We start from the raw sequence: 16,616 nt of genomic DNA on the forward strand, positions 1-16,616 counted from the left end.
GAGTTTGATGCCATCATTGGTGTTCCCACAATTGTTCCCACTAGAAAAGTGGGAACTAGTGGGAACTCAAAAAGCCTTAGTGGAATATCAACGTCAACAAATAATTGATTATAAGCAGGAAAAAGGAACGCATTGGAACACCTAGGAAAACACTATGGCGCCTCCTCGGTCCGCCACCTACCCCTATCTCTGTCAGCGCAATTCTTCTTTCCCTGTTTTCTAGCGTTTTTCCGGGCGCTTGGACTATGCCACCTGCCAGAGAGACGACCGTCATCCCGTGAGCTGGCGCGATTTCCGCGTACCGTCTCCGGAGGTACCATCATGCGCTTCGGTTATGGCTAAAATTCCCTGCTAACAGGGAATTAACAGGGAAATTCTTCGGATTTCGGCTATTTGAGTGATTTTCCGCCCGGAATCCTGATGCGTTATCAATGGGTTGCGAAGGAATTCCCTGTGTAAATTAACAGGGACCTTTTTCGCAATTAACAGGGAACTTTTCCGCGGGAACAGGGACCGCTGTGCTCAGATCAGGGATGTTGTTAACTAGTCTTGAACCCGTACACCCTGGCCTGTTCTTCCCAATCCAATGGCATCGGCTTTCGGATGATCCGTTCCAGTGTCAGATCTGTTGGTTGCTGCCCTTCAAGGATCGCGCGCTGGATCTCAGGGGACAGGAACGCAAGCCTCGATCGGCTCCGAATGTAGGAGATTGTATGACCTGCTGCGAAGGCAATCTCACTGAGCGGCTGGCCGCTCCGCAACGCTGCGACCCAGGTATGTGCCCGGGCCAGAGACCGCAGAAGCGTGCGGTCGGGTTGAGGCGCGCGGTCTCCGACGATGACCTTTCCCTCGACACCGCGCCGGCGCAGTTCGAACGAAGCTTTGAGCGTCAGTATCGAGTGGTCGATCTCGTCGGTCTGCAATTCCAAAACCTCGGCCAGAGCATCGGCTTTCAGCTTCAGGACGATGTCGTTCTTCCGGATACGCCCAGTGTCCAGGATCTCCTGCAGAAGATCTGGTGCGCCCCGGGACAGCCGACGGGCGAGGGGCCGTGCCTTCGCCCCGATAGCATTGTTTCGGTTTAGGTCAGGTGTCGCGCAGATCCGATGGTCGCTTGCATGCTTATCAATATGTCGCGCGATGGCATTCGCCACTTCTCGCTCCAGAGCCATCGCCGGCAACCGCCAGCCTCGGGGATCGGTTCCGCCCGAGATCAACCGGTTTGAGACGTAGTAGCGGATCTGCCGTCCATGACGTCGGGTGTGCGTCGGGGTCAGCCGATCGCCGGCTTCATCGCGCAGTTTTCCGGTGAGTGGCGCACCAGATTGAAGGGACGCTACTTTGCGACCCCGCGGTCGCGCACTTGCAGCCTGTAGCTTTTCCTGGACCCGTTCCCAGATCACGTCGTCGACAATGGGGTCATGCTGCCCGTCCCAGACTTTCGTCTTGTGGCGGATCTTGCCAATGTAGATCGGGTTGGCCGAGCACATAGCGGGTTCATCGAGCGGCATCCAGATTGGGCATTGGAAACGGTCATTGTCCGGCCCAACGAAAAACCCCCTGCATTCGGATCGTTCGCCTTCAGACTGAGTGATACAGCTTTGCTAAAAGACGTTGATGACTTCCTTGCAGAGTTCCTTGGGTCGGGGGCACATCGAAAGATGGTCGCATCTTTTGGCTTCTCGGCGGAAGAAGTCGATTTGGTGGCTGAAAATACCAACAAGCAGTTATCGGCTATCCGCTAACCAACGGCAGCATTGTCAGCATCGAGCCCTAAGCAGATAATCAATCCATTGATGTTACCGCCTGTTTCGATAACCCGACAGTTGTCGTCCGGTCACGACCGACCAAGAACGAAAATACTATGGACAAAAATGCCGCGCGGGATGAAGGGAAAGTCTGTTTTTCTGAAGTTTCGAGAATTGCAGGCAAGCTTTGGTTTTAAGCAGTAAATTTTGCAAAATAGCAACAATGATGTCCAATCGAACCCTTTGGTTCTACATCAATTGGCAAAAGCTGACCTGACCTAAACTTTTTTTGAATACGTGCCAAACTGTGCCAGCATTTGTTAATAGGTAAAGTTAAAGGTTAGGACACGTTATGTCACCAAGACTGATCGAAGATGTCGCTGGCCGTCCGTTTCTGATCAGCAAAATCGAGAAACCGGAATTTAGCCGACGTTTTGCCATCTATTGCCTCGGTAGTGCCACGCGCAACGGGGTAAACTTCGCTCGTATCTCGAGTTAATACTATGGCAGATATCTCACCGGAGGGAGCCATCGCACGCGTACGCGCAGCCAAGTCAATCGGCGCGCGCGTAACTATTCGCTGTACATCGACTTCCGAGTTCAAAGCTATACAGACAGCCATTCGCGAACTCGACAGGCCGAAAAACGTTGGCGTCCGTCTGGAGCTTGAAAGGCCGAAAGCAGGAAGCCTGCAACCACGCGTATTGTTCAGGTCTTAACGCAGTTTGTTCCAACCTGAAGTATAAGCTTCGACGAATAGTGCGAAAGTACACAATCATAAGGTGCCAGTTGGCCACTCCAAAGGCCTTTGAGTACCGCACTGTAACTAGCGGCTGGATCGTCCACAAATCAGACCAGGACATTCCTGCGCCCAACTTCCAGTCATCGCAAAAGGTCTCATCGAAGGGTCAAAGCGGAAGTTGCTTTCTCGAAAATGTCAGGATCATCCTGCACAGTCGCGAGCAATGCGGCACCTTCCAACTTAGCGAGCACCGCTAATGCGTCAGAATGCGGATCGTCGCTTTCCGGAAATGCCCCGGTAAGTCGATCGGCCAATGCCTGAAAGAACCTTTTGGCCGCCTCCGTGACCGGCTCAGGCAGACCTCCGCTTTCGGCTGCAAGCAAACCACAAAGGCACATCTTTCCGTCCTGCCGCAGGCTTTCCGCGAATAGCGCGCGCAGGCGTCCGACCCGTGTATCCAACGGGCATTCATCCAGCGTTTCAAGGAAACGGGACGTGTAATCCCTGGCAAGTCGAGCGACCAGGTCCGCCTTGGTAGGGAAGTAATGATGTATACCTGCGCTGGTCAGCCCGGTGTCGCGTGCAACGTCTCGGAACGAAAAGCCGTTGTAGCCGCCGGTGCGGACCCGCGCCTCGGCGGCGGCAAGGATCTTCTCTTCTGATGTCATGCCATCGCCCTCGATAATTCCCTGTGCGCTGTATCCACCGCTTCAAGGGCGCCTTCGAGGAACCCTCCGTGCGACGGCGCCGTTTCAGTTCCCGCAAAGATCACCCTATGGGAAGGAGTGAGTGCACCATACTCTGGATGGGAGGTTGCCGGTTTGAGGTCGGCAGAAGTGGCGGTTGCCGTGTCGGCGCTCCAATCCTTGAAGAATACGGCGCGAGGATCGGCTGCTTCGGGGCCAAACAGGCGACCCAGTTGCGTCACCGCGAGCGCTTCGAACCCGGATTGCCGAGCCGCGCCGGGCGAGGCAAAGCCGAACAGAGCGCCCTCGGTTCCGTCCAGGGGTGAAGCGTCATGTATTTCCGCCAGCGGACCTTGATGCGAGATTGCGTCGCCATTCAGGCCCGCACCCCGCCAGAATGGGGTGTTGTAAACGGCAACGAATTTGGCATGCCCGGCCATCCAAGTTGGCACATCTGGAACGACCACCCCCATCTGCGCAGCAAGACGCGGCGGCAATGCCAAAACCACGCGGTCGGCGCGCAATGAAAACCCGTCTCCGCTCAGGGTGACGCATCCGTCTTCTTCGATCACACGCCGAACCGGGTGTTCAAGGCGCAGCTTGTCGCCAAGCCTCTGGGCGAGCGCGTCGGTTATCTGGGCGAGCCCGCCGGCAACGCGCAGCGCGCCACCCATCGTGGCCAAGTCGAGATCGCGGCGCACATTCCCCTGCGCATCTTCGAAGACCAATCGACCATCGCTATGTTGCGGAAATACCCGTAGCCCAAGCTTGTTAAGCAGGGCCAGCATTCGGTGGTTGTGTGGCCAGATCCACGAAGGGCCAAGATCATAACCGTCCTGTGAGAGAACGCGACCGCCCGCGCGGTCGCGCGTTTCCAGCAATAGCACGTCGCGTCCTTCAGGCTTCAGCATGTGCGCCAGCGCGAGGCCCGACAACCCCGCGCCGACGATGGCAATTTCTACATCTGGCTTCATGCCACGCGCTCGGCGACGTGACTTAGGTGGCCTGTCTTAACCCAAACGCGCGCCCCTTCTGCACCTGTGGTCGCCTCGAAGCTCGCCCCGACGGGCAGGCGCAACCAATCCCAGCGGGACAGGGTATCGCCACCCTCGTTCAGGCTTCCATCGATCACAAAAATCTCGAGCCCGCCAGAGGCATCAAGCGTGCGTACCGTACCAGCATCCCAGTGTTCCATTGCAACAGTTTCACGCACATCTGTGTGAAGGGGCAACTTGGAAACACCTTCTTCCGTTTCAATCCAGCCCGCATTACCGGTGTCGATCTGCACCTGAGTACGGTCGGTCGGATCGAATTGGTGGAGTTTTACCAAGATCGTCGCGCCGTCCTGTGCTGCGGGTGTATGAGACGAAGTCGGCGGGTTCCGCACGTAGGAGCCAGCCGGAAAATCTCCGTCCTCGTCCTGAAAGGTGCCGTCAAGCACCAAGTATTCTTCGCCTCCGTCATGCGTATGGGCAGAGAAGGCGCTGCCTGGCGCGAAACGGACTATGGTGGTAGCGCGAGCGACTTCCTCTCCAATCCGGTCAAGCATCTTGCGCTCAACTCCGGGCATAGGGGAAGCAACCCATTCGTTCTCGTTGAAGCGCACAAGGGTACGTTTGTTGAAGTCAGCATTCACGCGCATGGTTTGGTCTCCTTTTAGTGTCGCTGTGTACGAGCAGTTTGGTTTTGCTTACCAACTGATAGGTAAGTTGTTTGTATACGTCGCCATTGCAACAGGGATCGCGCGTTCGTGAAGCTTTGACAAAAATCCAACGACTGGCAGCTTGTTGCGCAAAGCGGTCATTGAAGAAGTTTTACGGTTGGCATCATCGAGTCCAAAGCGGATATGACCCGTTGTCTTCCTTCCTCGCAGTTTCTACGGTTTAATTTCGGGATGACGTGACGGGCAGGCGTTGTCGTACCAACTCGACAAACCATTTGACGCCCTGCGCTAACGCATCGTCGTTGAAGTCGTACTCGGGGTTGTGCAAGGGGGCGCTATCCCCGTTTCCAATATTGACAAACGCGCCTGGAGCTATCCGCAAAGCCCGGGCAAAATCCTCGGAGGCTCCCATTCGTGGGGCATCCGGGTTTGTTTTAGCGGAACCGAATACCGCTTCTGCAGCTTTCAAGGCATGCTCAGTCGCACGATCGTCGTTAACTAAGGGGATGAACACACGGTCGTACTTGATCTCAACAGAGCAGCCATGAGCATTAGCAATTCCTTCAGCGATGCGGCTCATGGTTTCTTCTATCCGCAAACTGACATTGTCATCGAAATGCCGGCAATCGCCTTCGACGATGGCTTCACTGGCGATAGCGTTCTTGATATTGTCACCCTGTATCGACGTCACTGAAACTACAGCGAGTTCAGCAGGATCAATCGCCCGAGCTACGATTGTCTGAAGCTCGCTCACAATCGAACACGCACATAAGATCGCATCCCTGCAATCGTGGGGACGCGACGCGTGCCCACCATTTCCGCGCACAACAATCCGAAAACCATCTTCCGCACCCATGAACGGTCCGGGTCGGACTTCGAACGATCCCACTGGCAAACCGGGTTTGTTGTGCAACCCGTAAATCTCGTCAAACGGTATACGCGACCCAAGTCCATCACGGATCATCGCCTTCATTCCCTGACCCCATTCCTCGGCAGGTTGAAAAACAAACTTTACCGTACCGTCGAAACCACCTTCACTTGCCAGAATTGCTGCTGTCCCCAACAATATGGTGGTATGCCCATCATGACCACATGCGTGCATCAGCCCCGGTTTTTCCGAAGAATAGCTTAGGTTAGTCGTTTCGTGGATTTTCAAGCAGTCCATGTCAGCGCGAAGTGCGACTGTACGGTCGCCGTTCCCAAAACGCAGCGTTGCTACAATGCCTGTGTTTCCAACGGCTGTCTCAATGTCCTCGATTCCAAACTCTCGTAGCCTCTGGGCCACGAAGCGCACAGTTTCTTTTTCCTCGAAGCCAAACTCTGGGTTCCGATGCAAATGGTGCCGCCATTGGCGCATCGTCTTGTCGAGTTCAGTAAGAACCAAATTACTATCCATACGACCCATATTTTGTCACCTTGTGCGGGACATCAAGAGCTTTCGTACAAAGGCGGCTCTGTCCGAAAGGCAGAGTTGGACACCTCGCAACGTTGGGTTTGCCATCCGTCTCAAATCAGCCATCTTACGCAATCTTCTGATGAATGTGGCGAGCCCAAAGCGGACCATATAAATTGGCGGTGTTGAGGGTTAGATTTGAGGCAGTAAATCAAAAAGGGGCCTAAGCGATGCATCCTACCGAAAAGGTTGTCCGGCAGTTCCACGAGTCATGGGACATGCGTGACCCTGATCGTGGTGCGGAGGTTATCGCCGAAGATTGTGCGTTCGAAGATGTCGCCCGCGGCGAAATGCTTCCAGGAAAAGATGCATACAAAGCCGACTACTATCGCTGGCGTGAAGCTTTCCCAGATGGGCTTTGCAAAGTGGAAAACGTCATCGTCAGCGATGATGGACAATGGGCCACGGTTGAGTTTCGCAATACGGGCACCCACACAGGAATTCTTCGATCAAGCCTAGGAGATTTTCAGCCGACAGGTAAACGAGCCGAAGTTCGATACTGTTCGGTTATGCGCGTTAAAGACGGGAAAGTTGTTGAGGGTCGCGACTATTATGACAGCGCAACTATAGCCCGACAGCTTGGGTTGGTTCGTTAACTAAAAAATAAGGCTATTGGAAAGTATGCGAAATGTGGGCTGGCATGCGATGCATTGGCTCACTTCAACCGAAGGATCGACGCTTTGACTTTCACGTGCATGTAGTCGACGCTCGACCGGAATGCTCAAAAATCAGTTTCTAGCCCCAAGCAGATATCGATTGTCAGGACAACTCGGTTGCCCTGCTAACATCTAGGCTAAGGTAGAATGTGGATGACATTTTAGGGTTCACGAATTGCAATTTTTATGGTGGCCAGCATCGTAGGCTATTCGGAAATGATGTCTCGCAACCGGAGTAAAAACATAGACGCAGTTTGTCAGTTAAACTCACAAAAACATGAACCGACCTTCGAATTGCTGGATTGTCGCCTCGCTAGGTGTGTTCGCTGAATTTCTTTGGTTGTCGGCGGAGTCGAAGCCGAGCCGTGACCCGAAAATGCAAATTCATGCGCGTTTAGGCCGTTTTTACCCCGAAGCAGCAACTACTATGCAAAAGACGGGTTTGTTCGCGTAACGGGTGATCACGAAAATCCGTGAATGGTTGCATTGAGCCAGTACCGGAAGTGTATTGTAATTGACACTCGTCAACGTTGTTCTCAATCTACCTAGGTTGTCTTCGAGTTTTCTACCAAGCGCCGAAGTGCTGACCCGCCAACAATATGTGTCATTTTAACTCAAATTTACAATTCCAGAATTTCTGACACCTCACGAGCGAGCGAACGTATTTCGTCCGAGGCAGCTCCGGTTTTCTTAACTTCGATTGCACCCAAACCGCGGCCCAGAGCTTCTGCATAGATCACTCTGTTTGCCAGTGATGACTTTAGCTGCATTGCCTCAAGCTCGGCAACTGATTTGGCGACATGTTCACCTACCCGGGTACCAACACGTGTTCGGTTCATCACGATATGCGTTGGTTTCCCAGTCCGGTCGGCCAAATCTAAGATATCATGGGTTGCCCAGACATCAGCCTGGCTGGCTGAGACGGGCACCAGCACCAAATCCGAATCTCGCAACACCCAACGAACGTCACTGTCAGCCTTGGGCGGGGTATCAATCAAAATAACATCGACTTCGCTACCAACTCCACGAATGGCGCGTGAAATCCCGTATGATGTCGCGGTTGCGAACTGGAGGTTTGTATTTTCCCCCAGCGTCTCTTCGCGAATATCCATCCATTTCCCAAGACTGCCTTGGGGATCAGTGTCCAATAGAGCCACGCTTTTGCCTTCGGACAGATACGTGATTGCCAAGTTGGTCACTAGCGTCGTCTTGCCTGCGCCCCCCTTCTGCTGTGCTACACAGATGATACGACCGTTCATATGCTAAGCCTCCAAAGAGTTTTTCTGCGGTGCAGCATATCGTTTAGTGAATGAAAAGGCGATAGGGTCGTCGCATGAAAATTTCTGGCAGAGATTCGAAAACCGGTTGGAACGAAAGTTTACGGCAAACACTAGTTTCGTAGGCAAACAACACTCTCGATCCGCCTAAATTTCATCGGTCTCATTGTCCGCGGCTGTAATGGCAGCAAGGGCGTTTTTCAATTCGATGCGCAGCTGCTTGAAGCGATCATTCCCCATTCGTTTTGATAGTTCACGATCTATCTCTGCAAAGGCATCCATCGCCACTTTGTGCGCCCTTAGTCCCTTTTGGGACCGAACGATGATCTTTGCCCGGCGATCGCTGGGGTCCGGGAATCGGGCCAAATAGCCCAAAGCGATCATTTCATCGACGATTTCGGCCATAGCCTGTTTCGTCATATTGGCCATGCGGGCCAGTTCGGTCAGTCGACACCCGTCCGCTGGCAAGTGAATGAAAACCGGGTTGAACGTGCGGCGGCCATCGGGAAAGGTCTCTTGGATCTTGGCTATGTGCCGATAGTCAATCCACTCGGCCATGTGAAACAGCAAAAATTGAAGAGGTGGATCGCCGGGTCTGCCTTGGCGGAGCATCGCGATACCATCGGCCTGCAGCTCGGTGAGCTGTTCTTCGGAACCAGAAAAATCGGACAAGTCGCTTCCCCTTGACATATCGTCAGGTTGCTTGATTATATTTAGTCAGGCAACCTGACTAAATGAGATTCGCGATGACACTTTCAAACGGATGCAATCACGTCACAATCGTAACAAAAGACGTAGATCGATTTATCGAGTTCTACACAACCATCTTTGAAGCCGAAGTGCGTTTGGATCTGGACGAAGGCATGCTGCGACATGCTTTGATTGATATGGGTTGCGACTTTTGCCTGCACCCGTTTCAGGTGAATTGGCAAAGCGAACATGAAGAAGGGCTTTCCGAGATTTTTGCCCGTGGGCATGTCGATCATTTTGCCCTAAACATCTCAGATGAGAGTTCGTTCGACTTGCTTCGTAAACGTCTCGTTGAATGCGGCGCCAGCGAAGGGCGCGTCCGGGATTTTGGGATAGTACAAGTTTTGTCTTTCCAAGACCCTGACGGAATGGAGTGCGAGTTGGCTCTTTGGAAGGAGGGCGAACCACTGACAATGGCCGAAAGCAAATCCGAAGCTTATGCAGCTTGAATAAGCGAAATTTTACTGACGCAGACCATCCATTTTCACAATGGATCAACAGAAACGGCCTGCATCTGATACCCAATATCGAGTGACGAAACGCCATCGGAAAACCCAACAGATCGCGTTGCGTCACCCCTGGTCAGTAGTCCGGAAATAACCACAGCCTCGAACAATCCATTTATCGAAAATCCTTCCGGGTAGTTGACTACTATCATCTGGTTTCGGGGCGGAGGCGGTGTGTGAACACAAGCTCCTGCAAATGGAACCAAAACAAACTCGGTAATCGTGCTGCCATCGAAGTCCAGAGGCAACACGAACCCTGGAATTTCTATGGATTGGTTCAGAAGGCTTTCATTAAGTTCGCTGCGACTAGCTTTCAATTTTTCGCCAAACGCAGCTAAATCAGCGACTTTGGCAGGACCGTCTATTCCAACACTTTCCAAGGCTGAGATCGCGAGAGTTTCTCCTTGCAGCGCTCTAGGAGATAACACTTTGCCTGCCGTTCGTGCGTTCTTGGTATGAACGAGAACCCCAACTAACCTGGCTTCATCCGCGGTTAGCCCATAATACGGGTTGTCTTTAGACGACAATCTGTCTCCGAGGTCACTCCAATCCACAGGTCGAGCAGAACCTGCGAAACCAGTCGAGGACATGAAGTTTAGAACAAACAGGGCTACCAAGATACGCATGTGCTACGCGTCAATTGGCAAACGGATTAGGTATTGTGATGTCTTCGGTCAACGGCCACTCACGGACAAGCTCTGGCTTCTTCTCAGGTGGATACCAGAGTTCAGGGTCGATCTCGTTGGCCTCAATCGTTTCATTTATCACATCATAGACTTGGTGTTTTGGAGCCGGGAACGTGATCTCGTCGCCTGTATATACTGGACGCGGAACCTGATTGGATTCTCCCGTTACCCCCTCGCGCCACCATACTTTTCCGTCACCATGCAAGTTGAAAACAACGAGATCAGGCGCTCCGAACGCAAACGCTCCTTGGTAGTGGTAGCGTACTTCGGCGACCGTTTCGTTGTTGAAAACATCATCATAGCTGTAGTGAGAGGCGACACAGACTTTAGGCTGCGTTTGCTGGCAAATATAACCTAGGCCATAAGCTGGCGTGTGCGATGTATCGATTGTGTATGCTGCCATTGCAGCTGGCATTCCAAGTGCGCGAGATGTAACTGACACTGTGGCTGTTTGAACTTCGCTGATCAGCATATCCACACCTTCGCAATACTTTATGGTCAGGCTGTTCGGGCGGTTATCGCCGGTGTAGCAAAGGCTTTTGCCGTTCCAGTCCAATCTATAGCTCGTCGCACCATCCTTGGTGTGTGATGTCGGCCAATGGGTAATTTTGACGCCATTTGCTTCATAAACTGTTCCACCCTCATTCATGTAGTCGAATTCCACCACGTTGGGGTTATAGCCCTCACCAATTGGCCAGGCATTAAAGCTATCCTGGTGCCACGCTGTCATCGCCATCATGCTATCGACGAAATGCTGTGTCCCATATTGAGGTTCTGACCCGCTCGGGCCGTAAATATTCAATGGTGTGTAACCGCCTTGAATAGGGCGGAACATCGTAAAGTACGGCAAGTCGCTTACATGATCCATATGGAGATGGGAAATGAAGACGTGATTGATCGTATTGAAGGGAACGGAGAAGCTGTTGTAGTTTCTCAATGACCCAATCCCCATGTCAAAAACGAAACGATCACCATTTCCGAGTTCGACGTAGATACTCATCCCAGATTGATCCTGTGATGGGTAATATGTCGAACCCATGAAGCTTACGCGGATCTCGTTGTCCTGCAATTCCTCAGTTCCTGGATAGTAAAGCATGGCTGCGTTAAAGTGGGACGCGGCTTCGACGTGAGGAACCATCGTTTCGCCTTCAATCCATCGGCCTTCCGGATTTCCTGCTTGGCTGAAGAATTCGATTGCTTTCTGCATCTCCGGGGTTGGCTGCTCTTGTGCCAATGCTTGGATCGGTTGAGAAAAAGTCAGAAGCCCTAAAGCACAAACTTTCTTGAAACTGTTCATGACGAGTGTCCCTCCGATCCCGTGCCAGTTTTTTGCAAGGTTAACTGAGGATATTGAAATTGCAAAACGAGCTTCAGCTACTGAGAATTCAGCAAGTAAGGCGTTCTGATGAAAAACGGAAAGACCGCATTGGGCTCAATGCGAACGTTCAGTGAATCCCGCTCAATGTCTGCCTTGCAGACAAACCGGTCACCTATGCCACGGCCGTGGTGGTCGGGCCATTGATGTTAATAGAAATCTGATGACTGTTAGCTTGGTAGCATGAGCTGTGGTGGTTAGTGTGGTACCCATTGGAAACGAACCGGTCGGGTTTTGAGCAGAGGTTAGGGTGACTACAGATTTGGAAAGCGTGAATGCCGAAGTCGCGATCTTGCGTGAAAGGGAAGCGGCAATGCGCGAAATACTGCAAGCGATCAGCGCGTCGCGAACAGATTCCGGGCCTGTTTTCGAAACGATACTGAAAAATGCAGCACGTCTTTCAGGAGCGCCCTTGGCCAATCTCGTCATCCTGAACGACATGCGCAGTCATTGGACGCTGGAAGCACATTTTGGAGAGGGATTGCGTCATTTAACCGTGGGAAAGACCACGCGTCTTTTGGACAGTAAACTTGTACCCGCTGTTTCAATGCGGACAGCCTCAATCGTACAGGTTGAAGACTTGGTGGATACCGACCTTTACCGCCAAGGTGATCCCGGTCGGGTCGCAATGGTTGAAGTCGAAGGCATGCGGACCATCCTGGGTGTTCCACTTCTGCTCGATGGTGAAGCAATAGGGTGCATCACATTATTCCGACGCGAGGTGAAGGCCTTTACACAAGATGAAATTGAATTGGTGGTAACCTTTGCCGCTCAGGCGGTCATCGCCGTTGAAAATGTGCGCCAGTTCCGCGAAGTGCAAGAGCGGCTCATGCGGGAAAAGGCCAACCGCGAGATATTGGAGGTTATCAGCCTTAACCCTGACAATGAGCAACCAGTCTTCGATGCGATCATCAATCGCGCTGCCAAACTCTGTCGTGCACCGCATGCGGGACTGCTGCTTCGTGATGCTGACGACCGGCACCTTATTTTAGCGGCCGCTAATGTCGAGCAGTCTGGGTATGTGGACTTTCTTCGGGCGAATCCACATTCGATGAAGGATGAAACCTCGCTTTCGGTAGAAGCAGTTCGCTCCATGGAGGTACGCCAGTATCCAGATATCGAAGCGTTGGCGGAAGGCACGGCGATTTCAAATCAACTGAAGAACACTTGGAAACTGGAGCGTATGCGCACATTGCTATACGTGCCGCTGATCAAGGGCGACCGCGCAATTGGTGTAATCGCTCTTTATCGACTTCATGTCGAAGAATTCAGCAACGACGATATTGAGATTCTAAAGCTTTTCGCTGCCCAAGCAGTGATCGCGATTGACAATGTGAGGCAGTTCAAAGAACTCGAGAACCTGAACGCTGAATTGGGCGACCGCGTTAAATCCCAAGTCGGTGAACTTGAACGCTTGGGACGCCTTAAACGTTTTCTACCTTCTGCTGTCGCTGACGCTGTAGTGAGCGCGGGCGACGATAGCATGCTGTCCTCTCATCGTGCTCTGATCGCGACCTTGTTTTGCGATATGCGCGGCTTCACGGCGTTCTGTGAGGCCGCAGAACCCGAGGAAACCATCGAAATCCTCCAAACCTATCATCAGGAAATGAGTGAGTTGATCGACCAGTATGGCGGCGGCGTCGATCAGCGGGCCGGCGACGGCATCATGATTATTTTCAATGACCCTATCCCTTGTGATGATCCCGCGGGCTGCGCAGTGCAGCTCGCGCTGGCAATGCGTTCCAAAATGCGAGAGCTCTGCGCCAAATGGAGAAAACTGGGCCATCGATTGGGCTTTGGTGTCGGTATTTCCTTTGGTTATGCCACGGTCGGCATCGTAGGTTCGGCCGGGCGCTATGACTACACCGCTTCCGGAACATCTATCAATACTGCTGCCCGGCTATGCGACATGGCTGCGAACGATGAGATTCTGATCTCTCCACGCACTTGGGCCGCAGTTGAGGGCGCTATCCAAGCGGAAAGCCGGGGAGAGGTGGAAATGAAGGGTATCAGGGAGCCTGTAGAAGTTTTTGCGGTTGTTGCTGACTAGATTTGAATTAGACAACCAATGCCCGAGAATTTTCGGGCCAAGGAATGTCATCTTCATTGCGAACAGCCATATTGCTTCTTTTCTTTGAAGCGCACTTGCGGGGCATGCTTGGCGAAAGGCTGGTATCTTGATTGACGCAAGCAACAACCCCCAAGTACGCAAAAACTTTAGGAATAAGCGACTTCCAAATCTCCTGTTGTTATCTTGAAAGCGGCCAATCGAATAGAAAGACTAAAGAATATTAACTTTATCACGCCCTAATGGGCTTGCAGTACTTGGAATGATCGGCACATTCTGTCGACATGACAAAGACGGGAAATTGGATTTTTGCATTAACCCTGATGGTGCCGCCGTATGCTCCTGCAAAAGCTTTAGAAATGAGTTGCATCCACCCTGACCGTCCTAACCAAACATACTCGGTTGCTGGTGACCAAGGTGTCTACACTTGGGATGACCACGAGGTCGAACGATCATGGAGGCTAGAGTGCAACGAGCATAAAGAAGGCTCCGCAACGTGTCACAGATCAGAGCGCTTTGGGGAAAGCGGCAGCAGCGTTATAGTTTTTCGAATGTTTCCAGACGGCAGCCTGGTCGAAAGTGGGTATTGGGCTTTGCTAAATACCAGCCGCGTTATCGTTACACCCGGTTTCGTTTGCAGCACCCACCACGAATAATCGACCCTATTTTCGTCTACTGTCTGATTTTGGCGCGGACCAAACGTTCGCTGCGGTTGTTACATCGTCTGGCCCTCGGACGACTCATAAGGTTCCGCATTGACTAGCAAGTTGCTATTTACCTATTATTTCGAGATGATTAGCGGCAAATACTTTGACGATCTATCAGTTGGTGATGTTTTTGATACCGGTGGGATTACGCTTACCGAAGGCTCTATAATCGACTTCGCACTCACGTATGACCCTCAACCATTCCACGTGAACAAAGTAGCGGCGACGGATTCGATTTTCGGTGGCGTCGTTGCAAGTGGCTTTCAAACAATAGCTCTCACCTTCCGACTGTTTCGTGACACTGGTGTGCTAACCGGCACCAACCTAGGAGGCCACGGCATGGACGAGGTGCGGTGGCTCGCACCCGTATTTCCGGGCGACACGCTTCGCGCGCGTATCACGGTCGAGTTGCTCACTCCATCTCGCTCAAAGCCAGATCGGGGAACTGTCCGGTTCCGCTATCAGACGTACAACCAGAACGACGTCGAGGTGCTTAATCTTGTCATGCACCACGTGATGGCTCGGCGGAAGACAAATGATTAAATACATACTTGGCGATAATGTTGGCGCTCTTGAACCTTGGCCGTTTGACAACCCTAAAAGTGCCTACCGTATCGTTTCTGGCAATCCATATGCGTCAGGTCGGCTTGACGCTGGTGGGCCCGGAGATACGACACGGGCCGGTATCTGGCGCTGCTCCAGGGGCGTGTTCGAATGCACAGAGCAGGGCGATGAGCTTATGACGATATTATCTGGACGATGCCAGTTGACGAACAAAATTAGCGGCGAAGTATGTGTCCTGCGAGCAGGAGAAAGTTTGTTCGTACGTGACGGAACGCGGTTGGAATGGGATATAATCGAGGAAGTGACCAAGGTTTTTTTTGGTCACAAAGTGGATGGCTATTGATTTCTTTGAATTATCCAAACTGGGAAAGGAAATCACCTAAAGTTGCCGTAGTGTCATAAAGATTTTGGTGGTGAAACTGCCGTCGCCATCGTCCGACGGTTCCCCGAGATTTTGGCAAACTGGGTATGACCAAATCTCGAGATGTGAGCGTTGATTGCAGACGTCGATCAAGTGGGCATCGCGCTGATACCCCATGTAGTTTTCAGAGCTGAAAAAATCGAGCGGCTCGATTGCGCGGGAAAGGAAGAAAAAGGCCTCTTAGTAGTGCCCCTCATTTCTGTGAGGACGCGTCACCGGATGTGATCCCTCAACTTCAAATAACGCTTCTACGCCTCAACGGCAGTCATTCGAGGCTTTAGGCGCTCAATTCGCGCTGTCGAAATAGGTCATTTTATTTCTTTCACCGAAGACCGTCTGACAATTTCTGCATCCAGATTTTCTCGATGCAGCGGAACGCCTGTCTCAAGGTGGTCCATGATCTGCGTGGCAACTGCCTTACCCATTTCGGCTGCGGGAAGGTTGATGGTGGTCAACGGGGGGTGTGTTTCCTTTGCCCAGTCCAGATTGTCGAACCCCATGACTGACATATCGTCAGGAACCTCTAGCCCGGCTTCTCTCAACCCAAAATAAACTCCGAGCGCCAAAACATCAGAGAAACACAATACGGCTGTAGGCCTTACCTTGCCATGTAACACCTCGCGTACCGCTACGCGGCCACCCGATACGCTGAGTTCGGTCTCGTGGAACTCCAGCTCGACTAAAGGTGTATTTACTGTTTCTGCTCCTTGACGCCGCGCCAACGTTCGGTCGCTGGTTTTCAGCGGGCCATGAAAAATTGCAATCCTTTGGTGACCTAGAGATGCCAGATAGCGGACCGCCTCGGCGGCAAGTTTGCCGTTGTCGTAGCCAATAGTTGGAATTTTGAGGTTCGGGTCCCAAATCGAGGTGAACGCGATCGGCACCTGCCTTCTTAGGAACATATCCAGCAACTCTTTGCTGTGAGCTGCACCGCTTAGGATAAATGCCTCGGCACCCATGCCGAGAAGCTTGCGGGCTGCCTTCAACTCTTCTTCGTCTTCGCCGTTTGATATGGCTAGGACCAGTGAATAGCCCCGTGTACCAAGCGCTTGTTCGATTCCGGCTATAAACTTCGCAAAGACGGAATGCTCAATTGTTGGGATAATGGCTGCGATCGTATTGGACTTGTTTGTTGAAAGTGCGCGAGCTGCGGGATTCGGGAGGTAATCCAGCCGCTCGCATGCTTCAAGTACACGCTTTCGGGTTTTAGGACTTACGCTTTTCGAACCGTTCATCACCCGAGAGATCGTGGCAATCGAAAGACCTGTTTCTTTGGCTACGTCTCTGATCCTGCCCGGCGGTTTTCTCATCTTG

General features: G+C 52.3%; 16 protein-coding genes. 5 read left to right on the top strand and 11 right to left on the bottom strand.

Going from position 1 to position 16,616, the window contains the following annotated elements; translation table 11 throughout:
* Positions 1–539: 539 nt before the first annotated feature.
* From AC2FNV_RS16045 to AC2FNV_RS16070, 6 genes are all read right to left on the bottom strand, one after another.
* Complete coding sequence (locus AC2FNV_RS16045; RefSeq protein ID WP_170603411.1) at positions 540–1,511, bottom strand: hypothetical protein; 972 nt, start codon at positions 1,509–1,511, stop codon at positions 540–542.
* Positions 1,512–2,103: 592 nt separating this feature from the next.
* Positions 2,104–2,370 carry a hypothetical protein gene (locus AC2FNV_RS16050; protein WP_170603413.1) on the bottom strand — a complete coding sequence of 89 codons (267 nt, stop codon included), beginning with the start codon at positions 2,368–2,370 and terminating at the stop codon, positions 2,104–2,106.
* A 275-nt stretch (positions 2,371–2,645) separates the two neighbouring features.
* Entirely contained in the window at positions 2,646–3,158 is a 513-nt protein-coding gene (locus AC2FNV_RS16055) for a TetR/AcrR family transcriptional regulator (RefSeq protein WP_170603415.1), read from the bottom strand.
* A complete protein-coding gene (locus AC2FNV_RS16060; protein ID WP_170603417.1) occupies positions 3,155–4,150 on the bottom strand; it encodes a flavin monoamine oxidase family protein in 996 nt (331 codons plus the stop codon). Before AC2FNV_RS16060 ends, AC2FNV_RS16055 begins: the two co-directional genes overlap by 4 nt.
* Positions 4,147–4,818, bottom strand: coding sequence for a cupin domain-containing protein (locus AC2FNV_RS16065; RefSeq protein WP_170603419.1), 672 nt, complete (start codon positions 4,816–4,818; stop codon positions 4,147–4,149). Before AC2FNV_RS16065 ends, AC2FNV_RS16060 begins: the two co-directional genes overlap by 4 nt.
* A gap of 241 nt (positions 4,819–5,059) precedes the next feature.
* Complete coding sequence (locus AC2FNV_RS16070; RefSeq protein WP_217362346.1) at positions 5,060–6,244, bottom strand: amidohydrolase; 1,185 nt, start codon at positions 6,242–6,244, stop codon at positions 5,060–5,062.
* A 218-nt stretch (positions 6,245–6,462) separates the two neighbouring features.
* Between AC2FNV_RS16070 and AC2FNV_RS16075 the strand changes: the two genes are divergently transcribed.
* The gene (locus AC2FNV_RS16075) at positions 6,463–6,888 is read left to right on the top strand and encodes an ester cyclase (RefSeq protein ID WP_170603421.1); all 426 of its coding nucleotides are present in this window, start codon (positions 6,463–6,465) and stop codon (positions 6,886–6,888) included.
* A gap of 680 nt (positions 6,889–7,568) precedes the next feature.
* Here the strand turns inward: AC2FNV_RS16075 and parA are convergent.
* Both parA and AC2FNV_RS16085 read right to left on the bottom strand, forming a co-directional pair.
* A complete protein-coding gene (parA, locus tag AC2FNV_RS16080; RefSeq protein ID WP_170477067.1) occupies positions 7,569–8,207 on the bottom strand; it encodes a ParA family partition ATPase in 639 nt (212 codons plus the stop codon).
* A 165-nt stretch (positions 8,208–8,372) separates the two neighbouring features.
* Positions 8,373–8,897, bottom strand: a complete 525-nt coding sequence (locus AC2FNV_RS16085; protein ID WP_217362347.1) for a MarR family winged helix-turn-helix transcriptional regulator — start codon at positions 8,895–8,897, stop codon at positions 8,373–8,375.
* A gap of 74 nt (positions 8,898–8,971) precedes the next feature.
* Here AC2FNV_RS16085 and AC2FNV_RS16090 point away from each other — a divergent pair, with 74 nt between their 5' ends.
* Positions 8,972–9,424 carry a VOC family protein gene (locus AC2FNV_RS16090; protein ID WP_170603423.1) on the top strand — a complete coding sequence of 151 codons (453 nt, stop codon included), beginning with the start codon at positions 8,972–8,974 and terminating at the stop codon, positions 9,422–9,424.
* A gap of 35 nt (positions 9,425–9,459) precedes the next feature.
* Here the strand turns inward: AC2FNV_RS16090 and AC2FNV_RS16095 are convergent, their stop codons facing one another.
* On the bottom strand, positions 9,460–10,107 hold the full coding sequence (locus AC2FNV_RS16095; RefSeq protein ID WP_170603425.1) for a DUF3299 domain-containing protein: 648 nt from the start codon (positions 10,105–10,107) through the stop codon (positions 9,460–9,462).
* Between the two features lie 10 nt (positions 10,108–10,117).
* Positions 10,118–11,464 (bottom strand): guanitoxin biosynthesis MBL fold metallo-hydrolase GntH, encoded by a 1,347-nt coding sequence (gntH, locus tag AC2FNV_RS16100; RefSeq protein ID WP_170477072.1) that lies wholly within the window; start codon positions 11,462–11,464, stop codon positions 10,118–10,120.
* Between the two features lie 328 nt (positions 11,465–11,792).
* On the opposite strand from gntH, the gene AC2FNV_RS16105 reads away from it, so the two are divergent.
* The 3 genes from AC2FNV_RS16105 to AC2FNV_RS16115 all read left to right on the top strand — a co-directional run bounded on the left by AC2FNV_RS16105 (position 11,793) and on the right by AC2FNV_RS16115 (position 15,224).
* Positions 11,793–13,592 carry a GAF domain-containing protein gene (locus AC2FNV_RS16105; RefSeq protein WP_496773868.1) on the top strand — a complete coding sequence of 600 codons (1,800 nt, stop codon included), beginning with the start codon at positions 11,793–11,795 and terminating at the stop codon, positions 13,590–13,592.
* Between the two features lie 773 nt (positions 13,593–14,365).
* Positions 14,366–14,860, top strand: coding sequence for a MaoC family dehydratase (locus tag AC2FNV_RS16110; RefSeq protein WP_217362348.1), 495 nt, complete (start codon positions 14,366–14,368; stop codon positions 14,858–14,860).
* Positions 14,853–15,224 carry a cupin domain-containing protein gene (locus AC2FNV_RS16115; RefSeq protein ID WP_170477077.1) on the top strand — a complete coding sequence of 124 codons (372 nt, stop codon included), beginning with the start codon at positions 14,853–14,855 and terminating at the stop codon, positions 15,222–15,224. Before AC2FNV_RS16110 ends, AC2FNV_RS16115 begins: the two co-directional genes overlap by 8 nt.
* A 386-nt stretch (positions 15,225–15,610) precedes the next feature.
* Here the strand turns inward: AC2FNV_RS16115 and AC2FNV_RS16120 are convergent, their stop codons facing one another.
* On the bottom strand, positions 15,611–16,612 hold the full coding sequence (locus AC2FNV_RS16120; RefSeq protein WP_170603429.1) for a LacI family DNA-binding transcriptional regulator: 1,002 nt from the start codon (positions 16,610–16,612) through the stop codon (positions 15,611–15,613).
* Positions 16,613–16,616 lie beyond the last annotated feature (4 nt).

It is taken from the genome of Ruegeria sp. BHSA163, assembly GCF_059613365.1.